Below are 22,305 nucleotides of genomic sequence, written 5' to 3' on the forward strand. Positions count from 1 at the left end.
TGTTATTTCTTTAAACGTTCGATATCAATAACGTTTTTGAATTTGCCTGCCTTGCTGAAAATGTAATCTACGTCTGGCGGGAAGTCTTTATTGCTTTTGGCGTGTTTCATCATGTCAAACACTGTGAATTCAGTCATCACAGCGTACTGGTATTCTTTGAAGTCACCTTCAGCTTGTAGGGTTGGGTCATAGTATTTATCGCCTTTACGGATGATTGCATGGTCTACAACCTCTTCGCCGCAGCGATAGCCAAGTACGTAACGATCACCTTTTCCGTAAATGACGTTCATATAGCTGTTATAGAAACATTCACCCTCAGTCGATGTACACGACTCAAGTACATCCTCATCCATTGCAGAAACGGTGACAATGCGCATTTTTTCTGCTTTTAGGTTAAGGGCTGTCAGTTGCTGACGAACGTTATCTAGGTTTACTTCTGTCACTTCAAATGTACCGATAATTTTAAAAAACATCGCATTATACCTGCCTGCCATGAAAATGACACATTTCCTGTATGGGGAAATCAGAACAGGATGAGTTTGATGTAAGTTTACACTTCTTTACGAATGCAAAGAATGTAAATTAACTGCAAATGGTAATGGTTATCACTTATATTCCTCTCAGCACAAAAATGCATGTGGGTACAACAAAGCCGCCTATCAATAAATCAAAAACAAGGCGCTGTATCTCAAACGATTTGGAGTAACGGAATATGTTTAATAAAAGTCAATTGACTTTACTTATTGGTGCCATCCTAGCGGCACCTGCTGTCTATGCCCAAGAGCACACTGCGACAACTGATGTTGATGAGCACATGGTTGTTACGGGTCGTGACTATGGATATAAAGCGGATACCAACACATCAGCTATGCGTATCGAAGCGACGCAACTAGAAACAGCAGGTCAGGTATCCATTATCGACGAGCAGTTGATTGATGAGCAACGTGCCAGTTCGTTGGACCAGGTGCTACAAAACGACTCTAGTGTTTCTATCGGTGATAAAACACGTAACCGCGTCACATATTCCTTGCGTGGTTTTGAAGTGCAAAGCGGTAGTGGTTTCTTACGAGACGGTAAGCAACATTGGTCCCATTACCGTCAGCCTATTGAGTTGCTAGAGCGGGTCGAAGTATTGAAAGGGCCTTCTGGGCTGTTGTACGGGAAGTCGGCACCAGGCGGTTTGATCAATATGGTTTCTAAGAAACCAACCTACGAAACACAAGTGAATGTTAGCCAGGATATCGGCTCTGATAACGAATCACGCACTGTTGTTGATGTTAGCGGTGCGCTTAACGAAGCCCAGACATTACGTGCTCGCGCAATTGTTTCTCAGCAAACATATGACAACTGGCGCTCTTACACTGATGGAAGCACGCCTTCGACAGAACGTTTTGTGGGTGGGTTGTTTGTTGATTACGACGTTAACGATAACGTCACTGTGTCTGTTCACTACGATAAAACTCGCGACAAAGGCAGTGTGGATTCGGGTGCATATGTTAAAGATGGACAGGTAGTTCTAGGCAATGAACACATTTGGGATGCTCAGTGGTCACAGATTGAAAATAACGTTGAAAACTATGGTATTGATGTAAACGCGCAGCTAACTGATATATGGCGCATGACAGCGAGCTATAACCATCAGAACTTCTTGCGTCACGATACTGAAAGCTTTTCACAGCCAGAAACCTATGACCCTGAGACGGGTGAGTTTTTATACCAAGGCTATGATCGCTCAGATGATTGGCAATATGACACTGCATTTCTTGACTTTGTAGGCGAATTCTCAGCATTTGGAGTTGATCACCAGCTACTTGTCGGGGCTAACTGGCTAGGATATTTCTATCAGAGGCAACAACACTCAGATAGTAATTGCAGCGAAGATGCCAACGGAAAAGAGGTGTGCGATTACTACACAGCTCAAGTTGGAAAACCAATGCCAAAACCTGAGGGGCTTGACTACACCACACAGAAGAAAGGAACACCAACAGAGCGCGATTCATACGGCTTCTATATCCAAGATATGGTAACGTTTAACGACCAGTGGCAAGCATTGGCGGGTCTTCGTTACGACCGTGAAGAAACAAAAGGTAAAGATCTAGTAGAAGATGCCCTGACGCCTAAAGTCGCTGTGATTTACCACCCACAGAGCAATGGCTCAATTTACGCCTCTTACTCTGAAAGCTTTGAGCCACAGGGCGAAGTAACTTCAAGTAGTAAGAAAAAGTACCGTAACGATGGCGAGCATCTAAAACCACGTACCGGTAAGCAATATGAGCTAGGTACGAAGTGGGAACTGTTCGACGAACGTTTGTTTGTGACTGGTGCTGTTTTTGATATCGCATTAGAAGATGTTGCTTTGGATATCAAGCACTCAAATGGCGAATACACTAAAACGCAAGGCGGTGAACAAGTACACCGAGGTGCTGAGTTTGCAATGCAAGGTTACCTAACAGAGCAATTCTCGTTGCACGGTAACGCGATGTACCTAGATGCTGAGTACAAGAGCCATGCGGACTATCAGGGTAACCGTCCTGCAGATGTTCCAGAGTTTGGAGCGACAGTTTGGTCTCGGTACGCATTTGAGAACAATACCAATGTTAACCTTGGATTGACATATGTTGGTGAGCGTTACGGTGATGATGCCAACACGTTTAAGAAAGATGCTTACACGCGTGTGGATATGGGTATTTCTCATACTATCCATTATGATCAGAACCTAGATTTCATCGCTCGCTTCAATGTGGAAAATGTTTTCGATACGGATTACATGATGGGTGGTGATAACACCAATGTAACCCTTGGCGAAGGCCGCAATTACATGGCTACGTTGCAAGTACGTTACTAATTGATTAATAAAGGGGGAGGGCTGTGTGCTCTCCCTTTTACTGTTTAATTAAATAATGTAAATCCAAATGATATTGATTTTCATTTGTTGTATATTGATTTTCACTCATTGACTAGCACTCGATGAGTTTATTTGTTTTTGGTATAGCCTTCATAGATTGAAGATTTTTAACGTTTATTAGTGCATTGATTTTAAAATGAATATCAAGAAAACTAGCCTCGCGCTATTGGTACTTAGTCTCACAGCTGGCGCACAAGCCAGTACACTAGGTGACGCTCGCAGCCTTGAAAGCTCGATGAATGCGGCCTCAGCTAACAGCCAGAAGAAAATTGACCGTAGCGCCGAAGCAACGTTGTCAATGAAAGCGGAAATCGAACAGCTTCAGGAAGAAGTACAGAACCTGCAGGTTTATCGTGACCACCTTGCCAATCTGGTTAACAGCCAGACCCAAGAAATGGCAAGCCTCAACCAGCAGATTGAAGGCATTAAAGATACCCGACAGGGTGTGGTGCCATTGATGTACAGCATGCTTAATGGCCTAAAGACCAATGTCGAATCAGACAAGCCTATCCGAAAAGAGCAACGTTTGGCGCGTATTGAAAAGCTAGAAAAGATGATGGTGCAGGCTGATATTAGCGATGCAGAAAAATACCGTCGTATTCTCGAGGCTTATCAAATTGAGCTCGATTACGGTACTAAAATGGGTGTCTATCAGGGCCAACTGGCGCTAGAAAGTGGCTCGATTGAAGCAGATATGCTCTACCTAGGCCGTGTTTCCCTTGTTGCTCGCAGCCTTGATGGAACCAACTACTGGTCTTGGAACGAGAAAGAGTCGGTGTGGCAATCACTTGATCACTCTTTTGCATCAGACATCAACAAGGCTTTTGCGATTGCGTCAAAGCAAGCGGCCCCGAGCCTAATTTCACTGCCAGTTTCAGTTAACGTGGAGACTAAGTAACATGAAAATCAAAGCGTTAGTGGCAGCGTTGTGCCTATTTACTGTTCCTGTAGTTTCAGCAAATACCTCGTTAGTTCAAGATACCCGTCAAGAAGCCAAAGTTCAGCAGCAACACAATGCTGAGCGTGAACAAGGCTTCAAGATGACTGAGCAAGAATTCAAAGCTCAGCGTGATGCTTTAATTAAACAACGTCAGAAGCTACAAGCAGAAACAGACAAGCTAAGTACGACGTTCAGCTCAAATGAAAACGAATTGGCGAAACTGGAAGAGCAGCTTCGTCTAGAAACGGGCAGCCTGGGTGAATTGTTCGGTGTTGTTCGTCAAGCCGCCAAAGATCTTGATTCTGAAGTGGGCTTCTCGGTAACGGGTGTTGACCGAAATGAATACCGTCAGGTTATCGACAGCATTGTTGATGCTCGAACTCTACCTTCATTAGAAGAACTGAACGGTCTGTGGAAAGGGCTTGAAGAGCAAATTCAAGCAAGCCGTGAACTGCGAGCGGTATCTGTTCCGTTTATCGACGGTCAGGGTAAGAGTGCAAATGTAGATGCATACCGCTTAGGCAGCCTTGGCCTGATTGGTGAAAAAGGTTACCTATCTTGGGACGGTAAACGCGAATCCGCAAAACCATATCTTCGTCAGCCGCAAAACGGCCCTGTGAGCAACCAGCTTTCTCAGCTTGAGCAAAGTGGTATGCAGTCGATGGTTGTCGACCCATCACGCGGTATTATGCTTGAACAGCTAGCCAATGCGCCCGAACTAAAAGATCGCATCGAGCACGGTGGTGTAGTCGGTAAGATCATCCTTGGCCTACTGGCGATTGGTCTGTCTATTGGCCTTTTCCGTGGTGCTAAGTTGTTTGTTATCCGTCAACAAATCAAAAAGCAGCTTAAAACACCCGAAAACCCAGGCAACAATCCACTGGGTCGCGTACTAAGTGTTTACAGCAAAGAACAGAACCGCAGTGTTGAAGCACTTGAATTGCGTTTGCTTGAAACGATTGTTGATGAGCAGCAAGGTCTAGAGAAAGGCCTTTCAATGCTGAAGCTTCTGGCGGCTCTCGCGCCGATGCTGGGTCTACTGGGTACAGTAACTGGTATGATCGAAACCTTCCAAGTGATCACCCAGTTTGGTAACGGTGACCCGACTGTAATGGCGGGTGGTATTTCAATGGCACTTGTTACTACAGTGCTTGGCCTAGTAGCGGCAATGCCACTGCTATTGGCACACAACATGTTGACGACTCAGGCTGAAACAATTCGTAGTATCTTGGAAAAACAAGGTATTAGCCTAGTTGCTGAGCAAGCTGAAAAAGCAGGAACGACCGCATAATGGAAAGCAATCTGTATGAAGTTCCGCTAGTGCAAGCTTCATTCTTTGATGCTTGGAAATACTCACTTGAGACCTTTATGAACCAAGGTGGTCAGGTTCTCTGGTGGTTGGCAGCGGTTGTGATGTTTTGCTGGATCTTGGTTATTGAGCGGGTGTTATACCTGCTCATTACCTATCCGAAACAGCGCCAGGTTTGGTTGGAAAAGTGGCAATCAAGGGATGACCATGCATCGTGGTACGCACGATCTATTCGTGATGGTTGGCTGAGCCAAGCACATATTGCGCTTAACCAAAACCTGAACCTTATTAAGGTGCTTGTCGCGATTTGCCCAATGCTTGGTTTGCTGGGTACGGTTACCGGTATGATCTCGGTATTTGATGTGATGGCAACGCAAGGTAGCAGCCAGCCAAGGCTGATGGCATCGGGGATTTCCCTTGCCACACTACCGACGATGGCCGGTATGGTTGCCGCGTTATCAGGGATGTTTGTGCACTCTCGCTTATCAAAGTCCTGCCACAAGCGCGAAATTAAGTTAGAAAAATTATTGAGGAGTCAGTAATGAGACTGAGTCGTCCTTCTTCAGCCCGTGAAGATGCCCAGGTAGACCTGACGTCTATGCTGGATATCGTATTTATCATGTTGATTTTCTTCATTGTAACCAGCTCATTTGTTCGAGAGTCTGGTGTCGAAGTGAATCGTCCCCAAGCGAGTAATGTTGTCAGCCAGAAAGATGCGGGTATCTTCATTGCTATAACTTCTGCCAACGATGTCTACATTGATAAGCGCGTTGTTGATGTAGAACGCGTTCAGGCAACACTTGAACACTTACTTCTTGAGCAACCAGAAGCCTCTTTGGTGATTCAGGCTGATGAACACGCCTATAACGGTACAGTTGTTAGAGTGATGGATGCCGCTAAAGGCGCGGGTGTACAGAAAATAGCGCTGGCTGCGGAGAAGCGCTAATGCTGCGTATACTCATTGCAATTCCAGCTGCTTTCGCGATGGCGTTAGGCTTGTTCACTTTCATGGCGTGGATGGTCGATAACGGCAACCAGCGACCTGAGGCTGAAAAACAGCTCTTAGCGTTTGATATGGTGATGGTTGAGCAGGAACGTGAAGCTCAGCGTAGGCAGCGTGCGGTACCGGAGAAACCTGAAACACCGGAACCGCCACCGCAGGCCATGCCACAGGCGACGAACCAGGCCGTGACCAATACCATTTCGCCTTCAATGCCGAACTTGAATTTGGACGCGTCGGTATCGGGTTTGGCGATTAATATGCCAACCTTCTCTGATTTTGGTTCTAACCAACAGGCTATGCCGCTATACCGTGTTGAGCCAAAGTATCCTTCAAGGGCGATGAAGCAGGGGGCGGAAGGTTACGTTGTCATGTCATTTACCATTGACCCACAAGGTCGGCCAACGGATATCAGCGTACTGGATGCCAAGCCGCGTCGTTTATTTGAGCGTGAGGCTATTCAAGCACTGAGAAAATGGAAGTACCAGCCTAAAGTTGTCGATGGCAAGTCGATTGCTCAGGTTGGTCAAACGGTAAGACTGGAGTTTAAAATACAGAAATGATCAAGAAACTGACATTACTTGTTGCCTTGTCACTACCGCTTGGCCTAATTCCTGAACAGGCTGTATCGGCTGAACTTTCACAGTATACGGCGGGGCGAGTGCAGCGAGCACATAACCTTCAGCAAGATGAGAAGTTGGGTGAAGCAATTACGATGCTTGAGGGGCTAAACCCATCTCGGGCATACGACAAGGCCTATGTCCAACGTATGTTGGGTGTGTTTTATTGGCAGCAAGATAACACGGCAAAAGCGATTGCAAATCTATCTGATGCCGTCAATTCAGGCTTGCTCCAAGACGAACAGGCATGGGTGACACAGCGTATGTTAGCCGATATCTTGCTCTCAAGTGAAAGGTTCAAGCAGGCTTTGCCGCATTACTATGCCTTGAGCAAGAATATCCCTGAAAATCAGAAAGCTGATGAGCTCTGGCTTCGCATTGCCCAGTCACACTATCAGATCTCTGAGTGGCAACAAACGTTGAGTGCTATCAACACTTATGGCAAGTATGCAGGCAAACTTGATGTGCAACCTTTGACCATCAAGCTTGGTGCCCAATTGCAGCTCAAGCAATGGAAAGCGTCATTACCAACCTTGGAAAGCCTGATTGCCCTTGAGCCGAACAAGCTGGTTTGGTGGCAGCAGACGGTCGGTATCCAACTGCGTTTAGGCCAGTCAAAATCGGCACTAGATACGTTGGCGTTGGCACGTAGACAAGGTGTAGAGTTGTCGCAACAAGACTTGAAGACACTGGCTCAGCTTTATGCTCAGCGAGGTATCCCAGAGCGCGCAGCGATTCTGTTCTCACAACTTGAAGATGCTGACTCAGATGTTGAGCTTGTTGTATTGCAGGCACAATATTGGCAAATCGCGAAAGAGTGGGATAAGTCCATCTCGGTATGGCGTAAAGCGGCAGCGTTGAACAATAAACACCGCTGGCCTTTGGCTCAATTGCTCCTTCAGCAAGGTTATTATCAGAAAGCCATCGCTGAGCTTGATAAAGTCAAAGACAAAGAGCATGCGGCTGAAGTTGCGCTCGCCAAGGTACGCGCATATTACAAGCTCGATAATCTTGAAAAAGCCATTATCTTTGCCAAGCAAGCAGACAATATTGAGTCCACTACAGCATCAAAAAGCTGGATTAAGTATCTGTCTCAAAAAAGAGAAATGGCAAGCTAAGTTATTAGGCTTACAACCGTACTTAACCAGACCTGATTAGTAAATGGCTGCAGTTGTGATATCTACACTTACGTTGAATGTCACAAATGTGGCCTTTTTTTATAACAAAAAACAGACAATCTTCATCCTTATGAAATAACTCACATTAAATCGAAGTCAATGGGCGCAAGCTATTCGAGACAATGAAATTTTAAAGTTTGGTTATTCTTACTAATACTCTTGCGGCGATTTGGGCCTCTGCTTATGGACGTACCCATCCGAAAATTGACCTGGAAGACGAGAAGGCGGGAAACCGCCATTTATGCTGAAAAATAGCGTTTGTCTTTCTGATCTTCGGAGGCTGTTATGTCTATGAATGAAATTCGTAATGTTGCAATAGTCGGTCAAAGCGGGGTAGGTAAAACGACCTTGATTGAGCGTCTGTTGTTTGAGTCAGAATGCACCACTCATCTCGGAAATGTCAAAGAAGGTGACACCGTTACAGACTTTGATGACCAGTCAATCCACTATCAACACAGTATTGAAGCTACCCCCGCCGCACTTTGTTGGCAAAAACACCGCATGAATGTTATTGATACCCCCGGTTTACCCGAGTTGTTGGGTCGTACACTCAGTATCTATCCTGCTGTTGAAACTTCTGCTTTAGTTTTTGATGCCAACACACCGCTTAACCAAGTTTCAGAAAAGTTATATTCTTTTGCCCAGTCGCAGAAAAAGTGCCAGATGGTCATCATCAATAAGGTCGATCTGAACCCTGATAAAATACCTCAGCTCCTTCAGGAAATCCAAGCGCACTTTGGTCAGGAGTGTCTGCCGATCAATTTACCTTCAGCGGATGGCCAATCCATTGTTGACTGCTATTTCTCACCCGATTATGACGCAGACACCTTGTGGGATAGCGTTGAAGCAGCACATGAGCAGCTTATTGATCAGGTTATCGAAGTTGACGAAAATCTCATGGAGCTATATTTAGAGCAAGGCTCTTCTCTTACACCAGAGCAACTTCATGATCCCTTCGAGGAAGCTTTAAGAACGGGGCATGTGATCCCGGTATGTTTCGTATCAGCAGAAACTGGGCAGGGCATTTCACTATTGCTCCGAACTTTAGCGGAAATCATGCCGATGCCTTCTGAAGGTAATCCACCGATGTTGGAGAAAAACGGCCAGCAAATTCGAGTTGACTGTGAACAGTTGGATCATACGGTAGCTCATGTTTACAAAGTCAGTGTCGATCCGTATTTAGGAAAACTGGCGTATTTGCGGGTATTCCAGGGTGAAATAAATGCCGGCTCTCAGCTTTACATCGGAGAAAATAGCAAGGCGTTTAAAGTTGGACACTTATATCAGTTACAAGGGAAGAAACGTTTAGAAATCGCTAGTGCGAGAGCGGGTGATTTTTGTGTATTGGCAAAAGTGGATGATTTGAATTTTGATTCGGTAGTCCATGACTCCCATGATGAAGATGATGTCATCATGAAAACCATTGATTTTCCTGCGCCCATGTATAGCTTGGCGCTGCAAACCACCAAAAGGGGAGACGAACAGAAATTATCAGAAGTACTTAACAAAATATCGTCTGAAGATCCTTCATTGCGTCTTGAGCACCGTACCCGCACCAATGAAACGGTTTTAGGTGGGCAAGGTGAATTCCACTTGAAAATCGCGCTGGAAAAAATGGCATCGGTATATAAGCTCAACGTCAATACCGAACAGCCAAGTATTGAGTATTTTGAAACGATCACCCAACAAGCTGAAGGCCATTATCGCCACAAAAAACAAAGTGGAGGCGCTGGGCAGTTTGGTGAAGTTCAGCTCAAAGTTCGCCCATTAGAACGTGGTGATGGCTTTGTATTCATCAACAAAGTGGTAGGTGGTGCGATCCCAACATCATTAATCCCCGCGGTAGAAAAGGGTATCCGTCAAGCGGTAGAGGAGGGGGCTATTTCTGGTAACCCTATACATGACATAGAAGTCACTGTTTATGATGGTAAGTACCATTCAGTGGACTCTAAGGAAATCGCATTTGTGATTGCGGGTAAGAAAGCGTTCCTTGATGCAGTGAACAATGCCAACCCTATTGTTCTTGAGCCTATCGTTGAACTTAATCTGCAGATCCCAACGGATTCTGTTGGTGACATTAGCGGTGATCTGGCCGCAAACCGAGGCGTGATATTGGGCACTCAATCTGAAGAAAACAATTTCACCTCACTTCAAGCGCGGATCCCGCAAAATGAGCTGTTAGATTACTCACAGCGTTTGAGGGCGATGACTGGCGGTGAAGGCAGTTTCAGTATGGTATTGAGTCACTACGAACCTGCCCCCAACACTGTACAGAAAAAGGTATGCAGTGCTGCTGAAGAAACGTGTTAGCAAAAATATATAGCCAGCACCTTTGACTAATTAAAGGCTCCTGAAATCAGGAGCCTATTTATTGAGCGTTTAAAAACAAGGTGATATGTTCCTATTTTGATAGGAATCCTTTTGGGAGGTCATGATAAATGGAAACGAAAAGGCTGAAGCTGGTACCACCATCGCTAGAAAGGGCATCAATGATGCTTGAAGCCATAGTGGAGAGCCGCGACGAACTCGCAGTGTTTTTACCTTGGGTACCCTATGCCTTGACCGAAGAAGCCTCTATTGAGAATACCAAGCAAGCGATAGCTAATTTTGAAGCATTTGAGGGAGAGTTGCGATACTCCATCCTTGAAAAGGAAGCTGGACAGTTCATTGGTGCCATAGGACTTCTCGTTAGGGATAAAGACGTACCGTATTTTGAGATTGGCTACTGGTTGAGAACCTCGGCTTATGGTTGCGGCTACATGACAGAGGCAGTTAATTGCCTTACAGATTATGCATTTAATGAGTTGAAAGCTAACCGTGTTGAAATCACCGCGGCAGAGCAAAATTACCCTAGCCGGGCTGTTGCTGAGCGTTGTGGATATGAATTTGAATGCCTGAAGAAAAATGAAAGGCGGTTACCATCAGGAGAACTTGGGCATACTGTGGTATACAGCAAAACAACAGCAGGTTAGGCCAATCGTGATGGCTGAATCAACATAGTACTTGCGGTTAACTCGCTACAACTAGGCACTCACATTAGACGTTTAAGTTCCTTTCCGCTTGGTCGCTTATTTCAAACAGAATTGTTTTGTTTGGAGGTTAGATGTCTCTTGGAGTAAACCTATCAGTTGATGATAGACAAAAGCTATTGTCAGAACTCAAGGCAGTCGTGATGAGCCGCTTTCCAGATCGGGAAGTTAAAATTATTAAGCAAAGTCAGCAACAGGGGACCGTGTCGTTGCATTTCGAAGTGAATGATGGCGGTCTTATTCAAATAGATCTTCCGCAATAGTATCTTGTCGGTCTCAATTTCCATGATAGATTATTGAATAGCTTGAAAATCTATCATGGAGTTTTGATGAATCATAACACTGCTGCGCTAAATGCGATTCGCTATGTCAACGAATATGCCCAAACCTTAAATACCAATGAGTTAAGTACCAATGAGCTTCAGGTGTTTGGACACGTACTGGAAATGTCTAACATTGACGAGCAGTTGGTGTCGCAGTTTTTAGCTAAGATTCAACAGATAGCGCAGATCGCAGCGCACTTCCACCCAGATAGAGTTACTGCAAACGGCCTAACGGTAGTGGATTCAATGCAACACTCAGGTCGTTATCTCAACCAGTTTGAATCTTTAATATCGAACGGCAAGCTTGACCCTCAACAAGAAGGCGAGCGTGCCCAGTGGGAAAACCATTTATTTGGTGATGTATTTACAAACGCACCGCTAAATCAACGCCCCAAGTATGGTGCGCTTGATATCGCAAAGCACATGGACGGCCCATGTCCGAGATTCGGTTCATGTTATTTTGTTTTCAAACCCGAAGTCAGTCAGCGAGCAACATTTTGTTTTGGTGATTCTTATCAAACACCAAAAATTAGAGGGACGCTAGACGCTTTCAAGCCTATTCTCGCAGCAACACTATTAGAGTGCTTTGAAAGAGATGCTGTTTTGGGCTTAACCAATATTCGGCCTAAAGCGTTTATGGAAAGTTGTCTACATGGTGACTTGGCCATACTCGGTGCAGATGTTGATGTTCGGTTATCAAAACAAAATGCAAGAAACCTCGATCATTATGTTGAAGCACAAGTTCACGGTGATATCAGTTTAACCAATGATGTCGAAAGCCTCATTGCTGATGCGTCATTCAAGGGTACAGAGGTTGGCAATGCTCTTGAGCTGTTAGCGAATACACATGATATTAAGCTGAGTTGGCGACCAGCGTATAGATTAGCGGTTGAAAGTGTTCCTGATGATTTTCGCGGGCCAAATATGGTCCAGCTTGCCAAACATATTGCCATTGATGGTGAAATTACGGCCTTCGCTATAGGCCAAGCGGCGCAGAGAGTGGCTAATAGTCAACGAAGCTTATCTCCTGAAGAAATACAGGCAGAACTTCAGCAATTGAAATTGCTATGGCATGTTTTGGTTAAATTTGGCTAATCAATTTAGTAACCAAGCTAATTTATATATGGCATGAAACTGCTTAATTGATCACAAACCGTATAGGTATGGCTGTGTTTATCATGTATCCAAGCTATTTGGGTGTTAAAGCAATATATTGGTTTGGAGTTTGTAATGAGTCGTCGTCTAGCTTTAGGTTGTTTCGTGCTTTGCTTTTCAACGGGCTCATTGGCTAATGATTACGGTGAAAGTGTTAAGGTTCCATTGGTCGAAAGTGGCTTTTTTGGTAAGAGCACTATTAACTTAGAAGCGACAGTATACAAACCTGAGGGGGAAGGGCCTTTCCCCACTGTTGTATTTAACCATGGTTCAACAGGGCCTTATGTTATTCCCACAGACTACACCATCAACCCTTGGGGCTTCGGTAAGTATTTAGTCAGTAAAGATATTGCGCTGATTATCCCGATGAGAAGAGGGCGAGGGAAGTCTGAAGGAAGCTATGACGAGTTATATACTTGTGACCCTGAAGGGATAAACGCAGGATTGGACTATGCCGTGCAATCTTTAGATGCAACGTATGATTATTTAATCGAGCAACCATGGGTAGATAAAAACAAAATACTGTTATCAGGTAATTCGCGTGGCGGAATACTGTCTTTGGTTTATGCCTCCCAGCATCCGGATGCTTTTTCGGGAGTGATTAACTTTTCCGGTGGATGGGTAGGGGACACCTGTAATAATGGGACTCTATCGCAAAACATCGAGATATTTGAGAGTGCAGCCCATAAGCTAAAAACACCGACATTGTTCATTTATGGCCATAACGATCCTTATTACGCCGATTCGACAATACAAAGCTTTGTCACAGCTTATGAGGAAGCAGGCGGTCAAGTCGACTTTAAGTTCTATCAGTTAGGTTCGGGCGTTTCTGGGCATGAAGTTTTCTATAACTATGGCCACTTATGGTCGTATGTTGTCGACAAATATCTAATTGAAGCCTTCAAGTAATAATAATTACCTGTAATAGTTGAGCCGCAGAAGTAATCTTTTGTGCTACTGCGGCTTTTCTATTATGCAGCCAATTCTTGTTCTGCCGGAGTGGCTTCTTTGCGCTTTACACAAGCAAAGAAAGCATTACCTGATGTGTTGTTAAGCGGAACAATCTTTTCATAGTCATGCTCGAATACGTACACGTCGAAATAGGGTTCTAGCAACTGGCGCATTTGTTCAAAACTGACAGCCACCATAGGATGCTCATCGCTCCATTGGAGTGTCTCATTATCGCTGTGCTTTTCAATGCTAAGTTTCAGTGACTGCCTTTCTCCCTCACCTGGGTAGTGCCAACCTGAGGCAAAAACAAAGTTATCACCGTTATGTTGGGTGTTATGCCGCACGAAAAGGCGGTTATCTATCTTGTTTTTTTCTACTACATTAAAGCAAAACATACCGCCCTCATTCAGTGCTGCATGAGCACTGGCAATGCAGGCTTGAAGCTTCTCAATATCACCAGAGTAGTGGATAGAGTAGAGAAAACAGGTGATCAAATCGAGCTTGGTCTCGACAGTAAAACCACACATATCTTGTTGCTTGAAGCTTGCTTCCGGGCAACGCAGTTTTGCCTGATCCAGCATGGGTTGGTTTAGGTCCAGTCCCTGACTTAGATATCCAGTGTCAATCAGGAAACGAATGTGAGGGCCGGTACCACATGCTAAATCAAGGTGGTGTTTGCCTCCATTGCCAAATAGCTGGTGTAACCTGCGTACGTATGTACTCTGTGCTTTGTAATCAATATCTGCACACATCAAGTCATAATAACCTGATAAGTCGGTGTACAACGCATTGGAAGAGGCTGGGGTCACTGATAACTACCTGCAAACAAAAAGGCTGCGCAGAATAAGGCGTGTTGGTGAGTAAGGAAAACAAAAAACATTGCATGTATTGATAAGCAAAATTAATCATCAATAAATCTCTAACAATTGAGGGTATAGAGGTTTTAGGTATGGTTTTTGTGAATAATGCAATGCGAATTAATAAAGCGCTGTGATTTTTACTTTTCCGCCTTTAAGGGGTTCTATCCAAATGAATTCCCCCGGCCCAAATCCTTACATTCGTAAACAATGTAAATTTAATGCCAATGAAAACGATTATCAATTATGTTGTGCAGCATAAGATAGTCACTATACATTGATTTGACCATGCTATTGAAAAGTAAAGCAGTTCAGCTCTGGGCCCGACGCCTGCATACCTACGTGTCTATGGCTCTGCTGCTCGTTGTACTGTTTTTCTCAGTGACAGGGATCACCCTAAACCGCCCTGAACTGTTCGTAAAAAGCCAGCCGAACGTAGAGTCGCTGACCCTTACCTTGCCACATTCATTAATGGCAAGCGGAAACAATGTTTTCGTACCAGAAGAGCAGGCGTTATTAGCGTTTCTGAAGTCGAATGCTGACTTGTCTGGTATGCCATCAGCGATGGAAGTGTTTACTGAATTTGAAGGTGGCGAGTTGATCGAAGGTGAAATTGCACTCGATTACAAAGGCCCTGGCTACAATGCCACAGTCTTTATTGATTTGGTCAGCCAAGAAGCTGAAATAGAAAAGAACCATTACGGCATAGTTGCTGTACTAAACGACCTCCACAAGGGCAGAAACAGCGGTGAGGTTTGGAAATGGTTTATCGATATAACTGCTTTGCTGATGGTCTTCTTCGTTTTAACTGGTGTATGTCTGCTGCTTCCTAAAAAGAAAACATTGAATACGTCAATGAAATGGATGGCACTGGGCTCGCTGACCACGCTATTAATTTTTATTTTCGCTGTGCCTTAACAGGCTATTTGACAAGGAACACCCATGAATGCTTTTGCTAAATCGCTTGCTAGCTTGAGTCTGGCTATGCCGATTGCATTTACGGCTTTCGCCAAACCACTCCCAGAATCAGCCTCGATGGATATTGAGTTTCAACTACCAAAAATTGAAACCTCTATGTATGCGCGACCTTATGTTGCTGTTTGGATCGAAGACAGCAACCGCAAACCGGTACGCACGGTACAGTTATGGGTGGGCAAGGATGAATGGCTTAAGGATTTGAGAAGCTGGTGGCGTAAAGTCGGACGCTATGACCGAGAGTTAGTCGATGCCGTCACATCAGCCACAAGGCCTGCTGGTGAATATCGTTTTGTTTGGGATGGCCTGGATGATGCTGGCAACCGAGTAGAGCAGGGCGATTACACCTTTTACGTCGAAGTTGTACGTGAACACGGTGGTCGTAATTACCTACGCCAAAAAATCAACTTGTCTGAAGCCAGTTTTACTCATCACCTAAAGCCTACTGAAGAGACAGGAGATATCCGACTTCAGTACACAGTGAAATAAAGATTAAACACAATTCGAGAATTATAGAATGATTAAATCTTCGCAATTTAAGGCAGCAACTATTGCCTGTGCTTTAGTAGCTGGCATGGCAGTAAGTGCCACGGCTAATGCCCACCCACGCTGGATTTTGCCTTCCCATTTTACGGTTTCAAAAGAAGGTGGTGATTGGCTGACTTTTGATGTGACCGCGTCACACGGCACCTTTGTGTTTGATAAGCCGGCGGGTAGTGAAACAGGCCAAATCGTCATGCCAGATGGCCGTATCCAGTACCCGTCTTATGTGACTAAAGGAAAGCGCCGCTCGGTATTTGATTTTTACTTTGAAGAAGAAGGTACACACAAAGTTCGCGTAAATAACGTGCCTTCATACTACACCCAATATAAAGCCGGCCGTCGCGATACCGTTAAGTGGGTCAAGGCGCACAAAGCCGAGCGCGATGAAGTGCTACCTAAGAAATCTCGCGATGTCATTACGCAAATCAGTTATACGCGGGCTGAAACCTACGTGACAGTGGGTAAGCCAACAGAAAAAGCGTTTGAGATTGAAGGTAAGTACCTTGAGCTTGTACCTGTCACACACCCAGCAGATATCGTTGAGGGTGAAGAGGTGACCTTCCAGTTTTTCTTCAACGGTGAACCTCAGCAGGGCGTAACAGCCGAAATTACGCGTGAGGGTACGCTTTACCGCAACCACCAAGAGCAGATTGATGTTGTGAGTGACGAGCAGGGTATGGTGACCTTTGTCCCAGAACATGCGGGTCGTTGGTTGATGAAGGCCAATTATAAAGGTGACCTTGAAAACAATGCGCTAGCTGATCGTGCCAGCGTCAATGTTCACCTGACATTTGAGGCCGTGTTGCAGTAAGTGAAGAACTAGACCCCTAGAATAGCGCAGAAAAGCAATCGTTATGGCCTGTATCTCGTTGCAGGCCATTCTTCTTGAGATGAAATTGTAATGAAGAAAATCCCCAAAAACGTAATTGTTGGTGCGGCCGTTGCCGCCAGCTTAATGAATGTTGGCAGTGCTTACGCACATTTCCCTTTAATGAGTTGTTGGTTCGAAGCTGAAAAGGTGGTATGCCAAGCTGGATACAGTGATGGTAGTGAAGCGGTTGACTATGACGTCGAAATGTTTGATTACGATGACAACCTTATTAATCGTGTGACAACAGATAAACGCTCTATTGCTGAGTTCTCCATGCCTGAAGATGACTTTTACCTGGTATTCGATGCAGGGCATGAAAGCCCAGTTGAAGTCGATGTTGTCGAGATTGAAGAGAAATGATCACTGAAGCAGTAAAAGCAGATGATGGTGGCACCGAGGGCAAGTGGGTTGCCCTAGCAATTGCGGTTATTTTGGCTATCGGTTTTCTTTCATTGCCTTATCACCAAGCCGGCCATAGTGAGCTTGACCTTGAAGCGCATCAGGTTTCAATCAAGGATATGCCAGCAAATGAACTCTCTATGATAGCTGAACTACGGCTGGCTCATGAGGAAATTCGGAATGTGTTTCATGATAAGTCAGAGTTTCTTTCTGCAGGTAAAACATCCAGTGATGACCCGCTTTGGCCGCTGGTGGCAGAATTAGAATCTCTCTGGTTACCTCCTTTTATCAAAGACAAAAGCTGGGAGCACAAAGGCCGCCATCGCTGGCAGCTCGTTGAAGGCGGTGTGTACTTAGGTGTACCGGAGAAAAATGATTCTGGCGACACTCTCACGGCGGTGCTGCTAATTAGCTTAGAGAATGAACCTAATATCTGGTTTACATCATTCACGGTTGAAAGTGCTATTGAAACACCTTCTTTATTCACCTCTTCAGCACTGGCGAAATCTGGCTGGTTTCAAGTCTCTTTTGTAGAACACAAGCAACAACATGCCCACTAAGTAGCTAGCAACCGACTATTTGGAAAAAAGATGAAAATAGTAAATATCAGCCTAAAAGGGCTTTTATCAGCAGCATTGATGCTAGCTGTATCGGCACAGGGTTATGCCGCTGAAAAAATCAACATTGGTATCACGCTGCAGCCTTACTATAGCTACGTTAAGGCTGTAGTTGGGGACAAAGCCAATATCATTCCCCTTGTTGATGCCGGTTTTAACCCGCATAACTACCAGCCCCAGCCGAATGATCTGCGCCGCTTAAAACAAATGGATGTCATTGTGGTGAATGGTATTGGCCATGATGATTTTGCATTGAAGGTGATTGCCGCCGCAAACCGCAAAGATTTGGTCGTTATCGAGGCGAACAAAGATGTGCCTTTGCTTCCAGCGATGGGGCAATCGGTAGGGGATGGAGCTGTGAACCCTCATACCTTTGTTGGCCTCTCTACTACGATTCAGAAGGTCTATACCATTGCCAATGAGCTATCCAAACTAGACCCTGAAAATGCGCGCTTCTATCGAGCTAATGCCCGCAAATACTCCATCGCTTTCCGTAAGTTCAAACACGAGGCGATGGTTCAACTGGGTGATTTGGACACTAGCGGTATGGTCGTAGCAACTACGCACAATGCGTATGGTTATCTACTGCAGGAGTTTGGTGTTGATGTTGCTGCTGTCATCGAACCTGCGCACGGTGTAGAACCCAGTGCCAGCGAGCTTCAAGAGACTATCGAAAAAATCCGCCAATCTGGCATCGATGTGTTGTTTTATGAATTGAACATGCCTAACCGCTATGTTGATACCATTGAGAAGGCAACAGGTGTCCAGCTATACCGTTTTTCGCACATGACTCACGGCCCATATGAAGCGGGCAAGGTAGAAAAGGAAATGAAAGAAAACCTAGATACCTTAATCGAGGCCATGCAGTTTGTTGCCAAAGGGAAGGTAAGCTAATGGCCGGACCGAGCATTTCACTTCAGAGCGTCAACTTGCAGTATGGCGACAATCAAATCCTTCATGACATAAACCACCAGTTTGAAGCCGGCAAATGCCATGTTGTGATGGGGCCAAATGGTGGCGGAAAAACATCGTTGCTACGCTCGATTCTGGGTCTAACGCCGTTTGTCGGTGACATCAATATTCACTGGCCAGATAGCAAGGGTAGAGTAGGTTACGTACCTCAGAAAGCGGTCTTTGAATCCAGTCTTCCGCTAACGGTAATGGATTTTATTTTACTCAACCAGAGCCGAACACCATTGTTTTGGGCACGCTGGCGTAATTTGTCTAAGCAACGTCACTTTGCTCTTGAGCAACTTGACCGTGTGGGTATGGCGGAGCGTGCTGACCGCCGAATGGGGCAGCTCTCAGGTGGCGAGCAACAGCGTGTACTATTCGCCCAAGCCCTGTTGGACAACCCAGATTTATTAGTACTGGATGAGCCAACCACTGGTATGGACGAGCAGGGCGTCCGCTATTTGGAATCGCTTATCTTGGAATTGGTATCTGAAGGCAAAACCTTATTAGCGGTACACCACGATGTTTCTGCTGTTAGGCGCCTTCAAGCCCAAGTGCATGTTGTGAACCGCCAGCTGATTGATAGCGGAACGGTACAGAATGTTTTGACTCCTGAAAAAGTCGAAAGGCTGTTTAATCATTATTCCTGTTCAAGTAATGATGCAATGAAGAAACAAGGTAAAGCGGCATGATGGACTCAATTCGCCAATTGGCATTGTCTGGCGTTGAAGCGGGATGGCTCAGTGAAAGCTTCTCTTATGCTTTTGTGGTTAATGCGGTTGTGGCTGCATTGCTGGTTGGCCCGCTGTTAGGTGGTTTAGGAACCTTGGTTATTGCCAAGCGCCTAGCATTCTTTTCCGAGGCTGTTGGTCATGCTGCGTTAACCGGTATTGCCTTGGGCGTGTTACTGGGCGAGCCACCTGAAAACCCTATTATTGGTTTGTTCTGTTTTTGTATGGTGTTTGCGTTACTGCTTCATTTTGTTAGGAATCGCACCAATGTACCTTACGATACCTTGGTTGGGGTATTTTTGGCCTTAGCTCTTGCTGTGGGGGCTGCGCTGCTGATGTACGTAGCACGCAAGATCAATATCCATATGTTGGAGAATGTGCTGTTTGGTTCGATCCTGACGGTCACCGACCAAGATATTATGATTCTGGGATTGAGTTGCTTGTTGATTATTTTGGTGCTGATCCCAACCTTCAATCGCATTTTGCTGACATGCATTAGCCCGGACATTGCTCGTGTTCGCGGCCATGCAACGCACTTTTACGACTACCTGTTTGTCATGATGATCACCTTGGTCACCATTGCCTCGGTGAAGATTATCGGTGCTGTGCTGGTTGGTGCCTTGTTACTGATCCCGGGGGCGACGGCACGTTTAATGACTAAAAATATGGGTGATTTTGTGTTGGTATCGGCGTTACTGGCAACGGTGAGCTGTTTGGTAGGAACGATTTTGCCTATGGAGCTAGAAATGCCCGTACCTTCTGGCGCGGCAATCATTATTGTTTCAGCCTTCTTCTTCCTGGTAGCGACAAGCTACCGCATTGTACGTAAAAGCTAGTAACGAGATGGGACTTCCGATGAATATAAAGGTTAAAAAAGCCCTGAGTTTACTTGGGCTTTGCTCAGTAATGTTCTCTGCGGCGATGGTTGAAGCAAAAGATATCCTGACAGCGACACCAGTAACTTATATGATCTCGTCTGAACTGACGAAAGGGACTGGATTAGAGACGCAATACTTGCCTCCCAAGCGGTACGGTATGATGCGTTTGCCAAACTGGTTCAACAGTAAAGGGGCGGAAAGTACTGCGCATGCTGCCAAAAATGCCACTGCTGTTGTGACTATTGGTGCGGTATGGCCACAAGACCCACTCTATGTCCATGCTCGGCAGGGAAATATCCGCATTGTAGAAATTGATGCTTCACAATCAATTTCTCCGAGGGCGCAAGGAGTGGCTGCTCTTAGGTTAAAGAATGGTGCTCTATCGCCATTCTCTTGGCTGAACTCGTCAAACCTGACTCGAATGGCGGCGATTGTTAGCAAAGATCTTCAGCAATTGTGGCCTGAGCATGCTGATAAGATTGCTGAAAACCAACAGACGCTGATGATTGATGTTCGAGCGCTCATCAATAAGCAGCAAGCCGCGCTGTTTGATGCTGTAGTTGATACTGTAATTTTGTTGTCCCAAGAACTCGAAGACTTTGCCTCAGGGAATCAATTGTTTGTTGTTGGGCGTTATACCAAGCCTGAAATGGACTGGACAGAAGATGAAATGAAGGCGCTTGTGAAGACATTATCCGAAGATGAAAGTGTTTGGATTTTAACAACACGTAAGTTGAGTAAAACACTTCAGGCCCAATTACCCAACTCTAATCGGGTTATGATCATTGATCCTATCGATCGCTGGGGAAGAAAAGGAATTAGCAAAGAGAATCCGCTTTCCCGATGGGAAATAGAGCTGTAGTAAGCAAACATTTTAATGATAAAAACTCGGTTAGTCTGAAATGGGCTTACCGAGTTTTTTATGCTTGTGATTTTATCAATTCGTCGGCAAAGGAATAGACCTCATTAGCCTATCAATTCCCCTATTGGCGGTGAAAAATAGCTCTAGTTCAACCATGATGCCGGGATTAACTTTATACTGAAAGTCATTTTGAAAATCGAGTTCAGGGGTAATAGTCATAAAGAGCCAATTGCTATATAGGCGATGGGTCCAAGCAACTTCTAACCATGAGTTTGTTATAGAGTAATTAGGTGTTGAGTCAGCACTAATGCCTATTGCATACCTCAATAGATTATCACGATTAATTCTGTCAAATATCTCAGCTTGCTGAACAAATTCCCAATTATCATCGCTATCTAAAAATTGAGCACTTGAGCCTAGTTTTAAAATAGTTGTTGGGTCTTCTTGTGATGAAAAATAAAAATCCACTTCAGTGAGTGCACCCGGTCCCCGCGAATCGAAATAAAACACTTCTTGTTTGATACGGCTAGTCCAAGTATGACTCAGTTTATCTACACGCCGCAAATCAGCTCGTGCAAATGGGTCAAGTGGAAGTTTTATCTTCAAACCTAGATCAAAGTTGGTTTTCCATTTCCCTAATTGCTGTCCCTGGAGACGGAATCCACCGAGGGCACCAGACAAACCATCATCTGAGCGGTTACTGATTCCACGTTGCTTATCCTCTAGGCGGTCAAAGTCAGACGGGTCTGTATCTAGAATAATTTTCCAGTTCTTTTCTGTATGGGGGAGATCAATCTTGAGCTTAACACTGCCATCAGGGTCAAAGTATTCTCTGTGGGTGTAACGGCCTTTGAGCTTGATTTTCAGATAGCTGTTATTCAACATGGGCAGTTCTTCGTCGTCTTTTGACATAAAATGATCGATGTAAGAACTATAGTCGTGAACAGAATCTGAAATTAAATCTTGAGTGTCGTCGACCCAATCTACAAAGGTTTCTTCATCATTAAGATCAGAATGGATTCTGTCGTAATGGATGTCATAGGCATCTTCTTTTACTTCACCGGCAAGGATATAAAACGGTGTGAGTAAAATAGCGCAATGGATAGCCATAAAGGATAAGGGCTTGCGCATGTAATCAAAGAGATTTGAATACTGCCACATCCCGTTTCTCCCATAACTACATGATGAATATGAACTTATTTATAAAA

The 22,305-nt window shown here is 44.9% G+C and carries 24 protein-coding genes; 21 read left to right on the forward strand and 3 right to left on the reverse strand.

All coding sequences use genetic code 11. The features are described 5' to 3' along the window. Positions 1-2 precede the first annotated feature (2 nt). Positions 3-473, reverse strand: a complete 471-nt coding sequence (locus ACXAD4_RS28155; RefSeq protein ID WP_475245432.1) for a hypothetical protein — start codon at positions 471-473, stop codon at positions 3-5. Positions 474-712: 239 nt separating this feature from the next. Here ACXAD4_RS28155 and ACXAD4_RS28160 point away from each other — a divergent pair, with 239 nt between their 5' ends. The 12 genes from ACXAD4_RS28160 (at position 713) to ACXAD4_RS28215 (ending at position 13,368) form a co-directional block, all read left to right on the forward strand. Next, positions 713-2,845 carry a TonB-dependent siderophore receptor gene (locus ACXAD4_RS28160; RefSeq protein ID WP_475245433.1) on the forward strand — a complete coding sequence of 711 codons (2,133 nt, stop codon included), beginning with the start codon at positions 713-715 and terminating at the stop codon, positions 2,843-2,845. A 196-nt stretch (positions 2,846-3,041) separates the two neighbouring features. Then, on the forward strand, positions 3,042-3,803 hold the full coding sequence (locus ACXAD4_RS28165; protein WP_475245434.1) for a DUF3450 domain-containing protein: 762 nt from the start codon (positions 3,042-3,044) through the stop codon (positions 3,801-3,803). A gap of 1 nt (position 3,804) precedes the next feature. Then, complete coding sequence (locus ACXAD4_RS28170) at positions 3,805-5,136, forward strand: MotA/TolQ/ExbB proton channel family protein (RefSeq protein WP_475245435.1); 1,332 nt, start codon at positions 3,805-3,807, stop codon at positions 5,134-5,136. Next, positions 5,136-5,696, forward strand: a complete 561-nt coding sequence (locus ACXAD4_RS28175) for a MotA/TolQ/ExbB proton channel family protein (protein ID WP_475245437.1) — start codon at positions 5,136-5,138, stop codon at positions 5,694-5,696. The genes ACXAD4_RS28170 and ACXAD4_RS28175 overlap by 1 nt, the downstream gene beginning before the upstream one ends. Continuing rightward, positions 5,696-6,100 (forward strand): ExbD/TolR family protein, encoded by a 405-nt coding sequence (locus tag ACXAD4_RS28180; protein WP_107296501.1) that lies wholly within the window; start codon positions 5,696-5,698, stop codon positions 6,098-6,100. Before ACXAD4_RS28175 ends, ACXAD4_RS28180 begins: the two co-directional genes overlap by 1 nt. Then, positions 6,100-6,717 (forward strand): energy transducer TonB, encoded by a 618-nt coding sequence (locus ACXAD4_RS28185; protein WP_475245438.1) that lies wholly within the window; start codon positions 6,100-6,102, stop codon positions 6,715-6,717. Before ACXAD4_RS28180 ends, ACXAD4_RS28185 begins: the two co-directional genes overlap by 1 nt. Then, a complete protein-coding gene (locus ACXAD4_RS28190; RefSeq protein WP_475245440.1) occupies positions 6,714-7,892 on the forward strand; it encodes a tetratricopeptide repeat protein in 1,179 nt (392 codons plus the stop codon). Before ACXAD4_RS28185 ends, ACXAD4_RS28190 begins: the two co-directional genes overlap by 4 nt. Positions 7,893-8,237: 345 nt before the next feature. After that, complete coding sequence (gene fusA, locus ACXAD4_RS28195) at positions 8,238-10,262, forward strand: elongation factor G (protein ID WP_475245442.1); 2,025 nt, start codon at positions 8,238-8,240, stop codon at positions 10,260-10,262. A gap of 128 nt (positions 10,263-10,390) precedes the next feature. Next, entirely contained in the window at positions 10,391-10,924 is a 534-nt protein-coding gene (locus tag ACXAD4_RS28200) for a GNAT family N-acetyltransferase (RefSeq protein ID WP_475245443.1), read from the forward strand. A 131-nt stretch (positions 10,925-11,055) separates the two neighbouring features. Continuing rightward, complete coding sequence (locus ACXAD4_RS28205; RefSeq protein WP_475245444.1) at positions 11,056-11,244, forward strand: hypothetical protein; 189 nt, start codon at positions 11,056-11,058, stop codon at positions 11,242-11,244. Between the two features lie 66 nt (positions 11,245-11,310). Beyond that, a complete protein-coding gene (locus tag ACXAD4_RS28210; protein WP_475245446.1) occupies positions 11,311-12,399 on the forward strand; it encodes a DUF3626 domain-containing protein in 1,089 nt (362 codons plus the stop codon). 135 nt (positions 12,400-12,534) lie between these two features. Further along, the gene (locus ACXAD4_RS28215) at positions 12,535-13,368 is read left to right on the forward strand and encodes an alpha/beta hydrolase family protein (protein ID WP_475245448.1); all 834 of its coding nucleotides are present in this window, start codon (positions 12,535-12,537) and stop codon (positions 13,366-13,368) included. Positions 13,369-13,430: 62 nt separating this feature from the next. Here the strand turns inward: ACXAD4_RS28215 and ACXAD4_RS28220 are convergent, their stop codons facing one another. Further along, positions 13,431-14,162 carry a class I SAM-dependent DNA methyltransferase gene (locus tag ACXAD4_RS28220; protein ID WP_475245691.1) on the reverse strand — a complete coding sequence of 244 codons (732 nt, stop codon included), beginning with the start codon at positions 14,160-14,162 and terminating at the stop codon, positions 13,431-13,433. Between the two features lie 393 nt (positions 14,163-14,555). On the opposite strand from ACXAD4_RS28220, the gene ACXAD4_RS28225 reads away from it, so the two are divergent. From ACXAD4_RS28225 to ACXAD4_RS28265, 9 genes are all read left to right on the forward strand, one after another. Next, positions 14,556-15,185, forward strand: coding sequence for a PepSY-associated TM helix domain-containing protein (locus tag ACXAD4_RS28225; protein ID WP_475245449.1), 630 nt, complete (start codon positions 14,556-14,558; stop codon positions 15,183-15,185). Positions 15,186-15,251: 66 nt separating this feature from the next. Continuing rightward, a complete protein-coding gene (locus tag ACXAD4_RS28230; protein ID WP_475245693.1) occupies positions 15,252-15,731 on the forward strand; it encodes a DUF2271 domain-containing protein in 480 nt (159 codons plus the stop codon). 28 nt (positions 15,732-15,759) lie between these two features. Further along, entirely contained in the window at positions 15,760-16,596 is an 837-nt protein-coding gene (locus tag ACXAD4_RS28235; RefSeq protein WP_475245450.1) for a DUF4198 domain-containing protein, read from the forward strand. Between the two features lie 144 nt (positions 16,597-16,740). Next, positions 16,741-17,016 (forward strand): hypothetical protein, encoded by a 276-nt coding sequence (locus tag ACXAD4_RS28240; RefSeq protein WP_475245694.1) that lies wholly within the window; start codon positions 16,741-16,743, stop codon positions 17,014-17,016. Next, positions 17,013-17,615 (forward strand): DUF6162 family protein, encoded by a 603-nt coding sequence (locus ACXAD4_RS28245; RefSeq protein ID WP_475245451.1) that lies wholly within the window; start codon positions 17,013-17,015, stop codon positions 17,613-17,615. Before ACXAD4_RS28240 ends, ACXAD4_RS28245 begins: the two co-directional genes overlap by 4 nt. A gap of 30 nt (positions 17,616-17,645) precedes the next feature. Continuing rightward, positions 17,646-18,566 (forward strand): metal ABC transporter solute-binding protein, Zn/Mn family, encoded by a 921-nt coding sequence (locus ACXAD4_RS28250; RefSeq protein ID WP_475245452.1) that lies wholly within the window; start codon positions 17,646-17,648, stop codon positions 18,564-18,566. Further along, positions 18,566-19,318 carry a metal ABC transporter ATP-binding protein gene (locus ACXAD4_RS28255; RefSeq protein WP_475245454.1) on the forward strand — a complete coding sequence of 251 codons (753 nt, stop codon included), beginning with the start codon at positions 18,566-18,568 and terminating at the stop codon, positions 19,316-19,318. The genes ACXAD4_RS28250 and ACXAD4_RS28255 overlap by 1 nt, the downstream gene beginning before the upstream one ends. Continuing rightward, entirely contained in the window at positions 19,318-20,193 is an 876-nt protein-coding gene (locus ACXAD4_RS28260; protein ID WP_475245695.1) for a metal ABC transporter permease, read from the forward strand. The genes ACXAD4_RS28255 and ACXAD4_RS28260 overlap by 1 nt, the downstream gene beginning before the upstream one ends. 19 nt (positions 20,194-20,212) lie before the next feature. Beyond that, positions 20,213-21,097, forward strand: coding sequence for a metal ABC transporter solute-binding protein, Zn/Mn family (locus tag ACXAD4_RS28265; RefSeq protein WP_475245455.1), 885 nt, complete (start codon positions 20,213-20,215; stop codon positions 21,095-21,097). 75 nt (positions 21,098-21,172) lie between these two features. Here the strand turns inward: ACXAD4_RS28265 and ACXAD4_RS28270 are convergent, their stop codons facing one another. Then, positions 21,173-22,258, reverse strand: coding sequence for a hypothetical protein (locus ACXAD4_RS28270; protein ID WP_475245456.1), 1,086 nt, complete (start codon positions 22,256-22,258; stop codon positions 21,173-21,175). Positions 22,259-22,305 lie beyond the last annotated feature (47 nt).

The organism is Photobacterium sp. AWH4_225, from assembly GCF_056158405.1.

What these genes read in the sequence shown, in the direction of transcription:
- ACXAD4_RS28255 (WP_475245454.1), top strand. Translation starts at nt 18,566, where the DNA reads ATGGCCGGACCGAGCATTTCACTTCAGAGCGTCAACTTGCAGTATGGC.
- ACXAD4_RS28220 (WP_475245691.1), bottom strand. Translation starts at nt 14,162, where the DNA reads ATGTGTGCAGATATTGATTACAAAGCACAGAGTACATACGTACGCAGG.
- ACXAD4_RS28165 (WP_475245434.1), top strand. Translation starts at nt 3,042, where the DNA reads ATGAATATCAAGAAAACTAGCCTCGCGCTATTGGTACTTAGTCTCACA.
- ACXAD4_RS28200 (WP_475245443.1), top strand. Translation starts at nt 10,391, where the DNA reads ATGGAAACGAAAAGGCTGAAGCTGGTACCACCATCGCTAGAAAGGGCA.
- ACXAD4_RS28155 (WP_475245432.1), bottom strand. Translation starts at nt 473, where the DNA reads ATGTTTTTTAAAATTATCGGTACATTTGAAGTGACAGAAGTAAACCTA.
- ACXAD4_RS28170 (WP_475245435.1), top strand. Translation starts at nt 3,805, where the DNA reads ATGAAAATCAAAGCGTTAGTGGCAGCGTTGTGCCTATTTACTGTTCCT.
- ACXAD4_RS28235 (WP_475245450.1), top strand. Translation starts at nt 15,760, where the DNA reads ATGATTAAATCTTCGCAATTTAAGGCAGCAACTATTGCCTGTGCTTTA.
- ACXAD4_RS28250 (WP_475245452.1), top strand. Translation starts at nt 17,646, where the DNA reads ATGAAAATAGTAAATATCAGCCTAAAAGGGCTTTTATCAGCAGCATTG.
- ACXAD4_RS28210 (WP_475245446.1), top strand. Translation starts at nt 11,311, where the DNA reads ATGAATCATAACACTGCTGCGCTAAATGCGATTCGCTATGTCAACGAA.
- ACXAD4_RS28230 (WP_475245693.1), top strand. Translation starts at nt 15,252, where the DNA reads ATGCCGATTGCATTTACGGCTTTCGCCAAACCACTCCCAGAATCAGCC.
- ACXAD4_RS28215 (WP_475245448.1), top strand. Translation starts at nt 12,535, where the DNA reads ATGAGTCGTCGTCTAGCTTTAGGTTGTTTCGTGCTTTGCTTTTCAACG.
- ACXAD4_RS28190 (WP_475245440.1), top strand. Translation starts at nt 6,714, where the DNA reads ATGATCAAGAAACTGACATTACTTGTTGCCTTGTCACTACCGCTTGGC.
- fusA (WP_475245442.1), top strand. Translation starts at nt 8,238, where the DNA reads ATGTCTATGAATGAAATTCGTAATGTTGCAATAGTCGGTCAAAGCGGG.
- ACXAD4_RS28205 (WP_475245444.1), top strand. Translation starts at nt 11,056, where the DNA reads ATGTCTCTTGGAGTAAACCTATCAGTTGATGATAGACAAAAGCTATTG.
- ACXAD4_RS28260 (WP_475245695.1), top strand. Translation starts at nt 19,318, where the DNA reads ATGGACTCAATTCGCCAATTGGCATTGTCTGGCGTTGAAGCGGGATGG.
- ACXAD4_RS28180 (WP_107296501.1), top strand. Translation starts at nt 5,696, where the DNA reads ATGAGACTGAGTCGTCCTTCTTCAGCCCGTGAAGATGCCCAGGTAGAC.
- ACXAD4_RS28265 (WP_475245455.1), top strand. Translation starts at nt 20,213, where the DNA reads ATGAATATAAAGGTTAAAAAAGCCCTGAGTTTACTTGGGCTTTGCTCA.
- ACXAD4_RS28175 (WP_475245437.1), top strand. Translation starts at nt 5,136, where the DNA reads ATGGAAAGCAATCTGTATGAAGTTCCGCTAGTGCAAGCTTCATTCTTT.
- ACXAD4_RS28225 (WP_475245449.1), top strand. Translation starts at nt 14,556, where the DNA reads ATGCTATTGAAAAGTAAAGCAGTTCAGCTCTGGGCCCGACGCCTGCAT.
- ACXAD4_RS28160 (WP_475245433.1), top strand. Translation starts at nt 713, where the DNA reads ATGTTTAATAAAAGTCAATTGACTTTACTTATTGGTGCCATCCTAGCG.
- ACXAD4_RS28245 (WP_475245451.1), top strand. Translation starts at nt 17,013, where the DNA reads ATGATCACTGAAGCAGTAAAAGCAGATGATGGTGGCACCGAGGGCAAG.
- ACXAD4_RS28185 (WP_475245438.1), top strand. Translation starts at nt 6,100, where the DNA reads ATGCTGCGTATACTCATTGCAATTCCAGCTGCTTTCGCGATGGCGTTA.
- ACXAD4_RS28240 (WP_475245694.1), top strand. Translation starts at nt 16,741, where the DNA reads ATGAATGTTGGCAGTGCTTACGCACATTTCCCTTTAATGAGTTGTTGG.
- ACXAD4_RS28270 (WP_475245456.1), bottom strand. Translation starts at nt 22,258, where the DNA reads ATGTGGCAGTATTCAAATCTCTTTGATTACATGCGCAAGCCCTTATCC.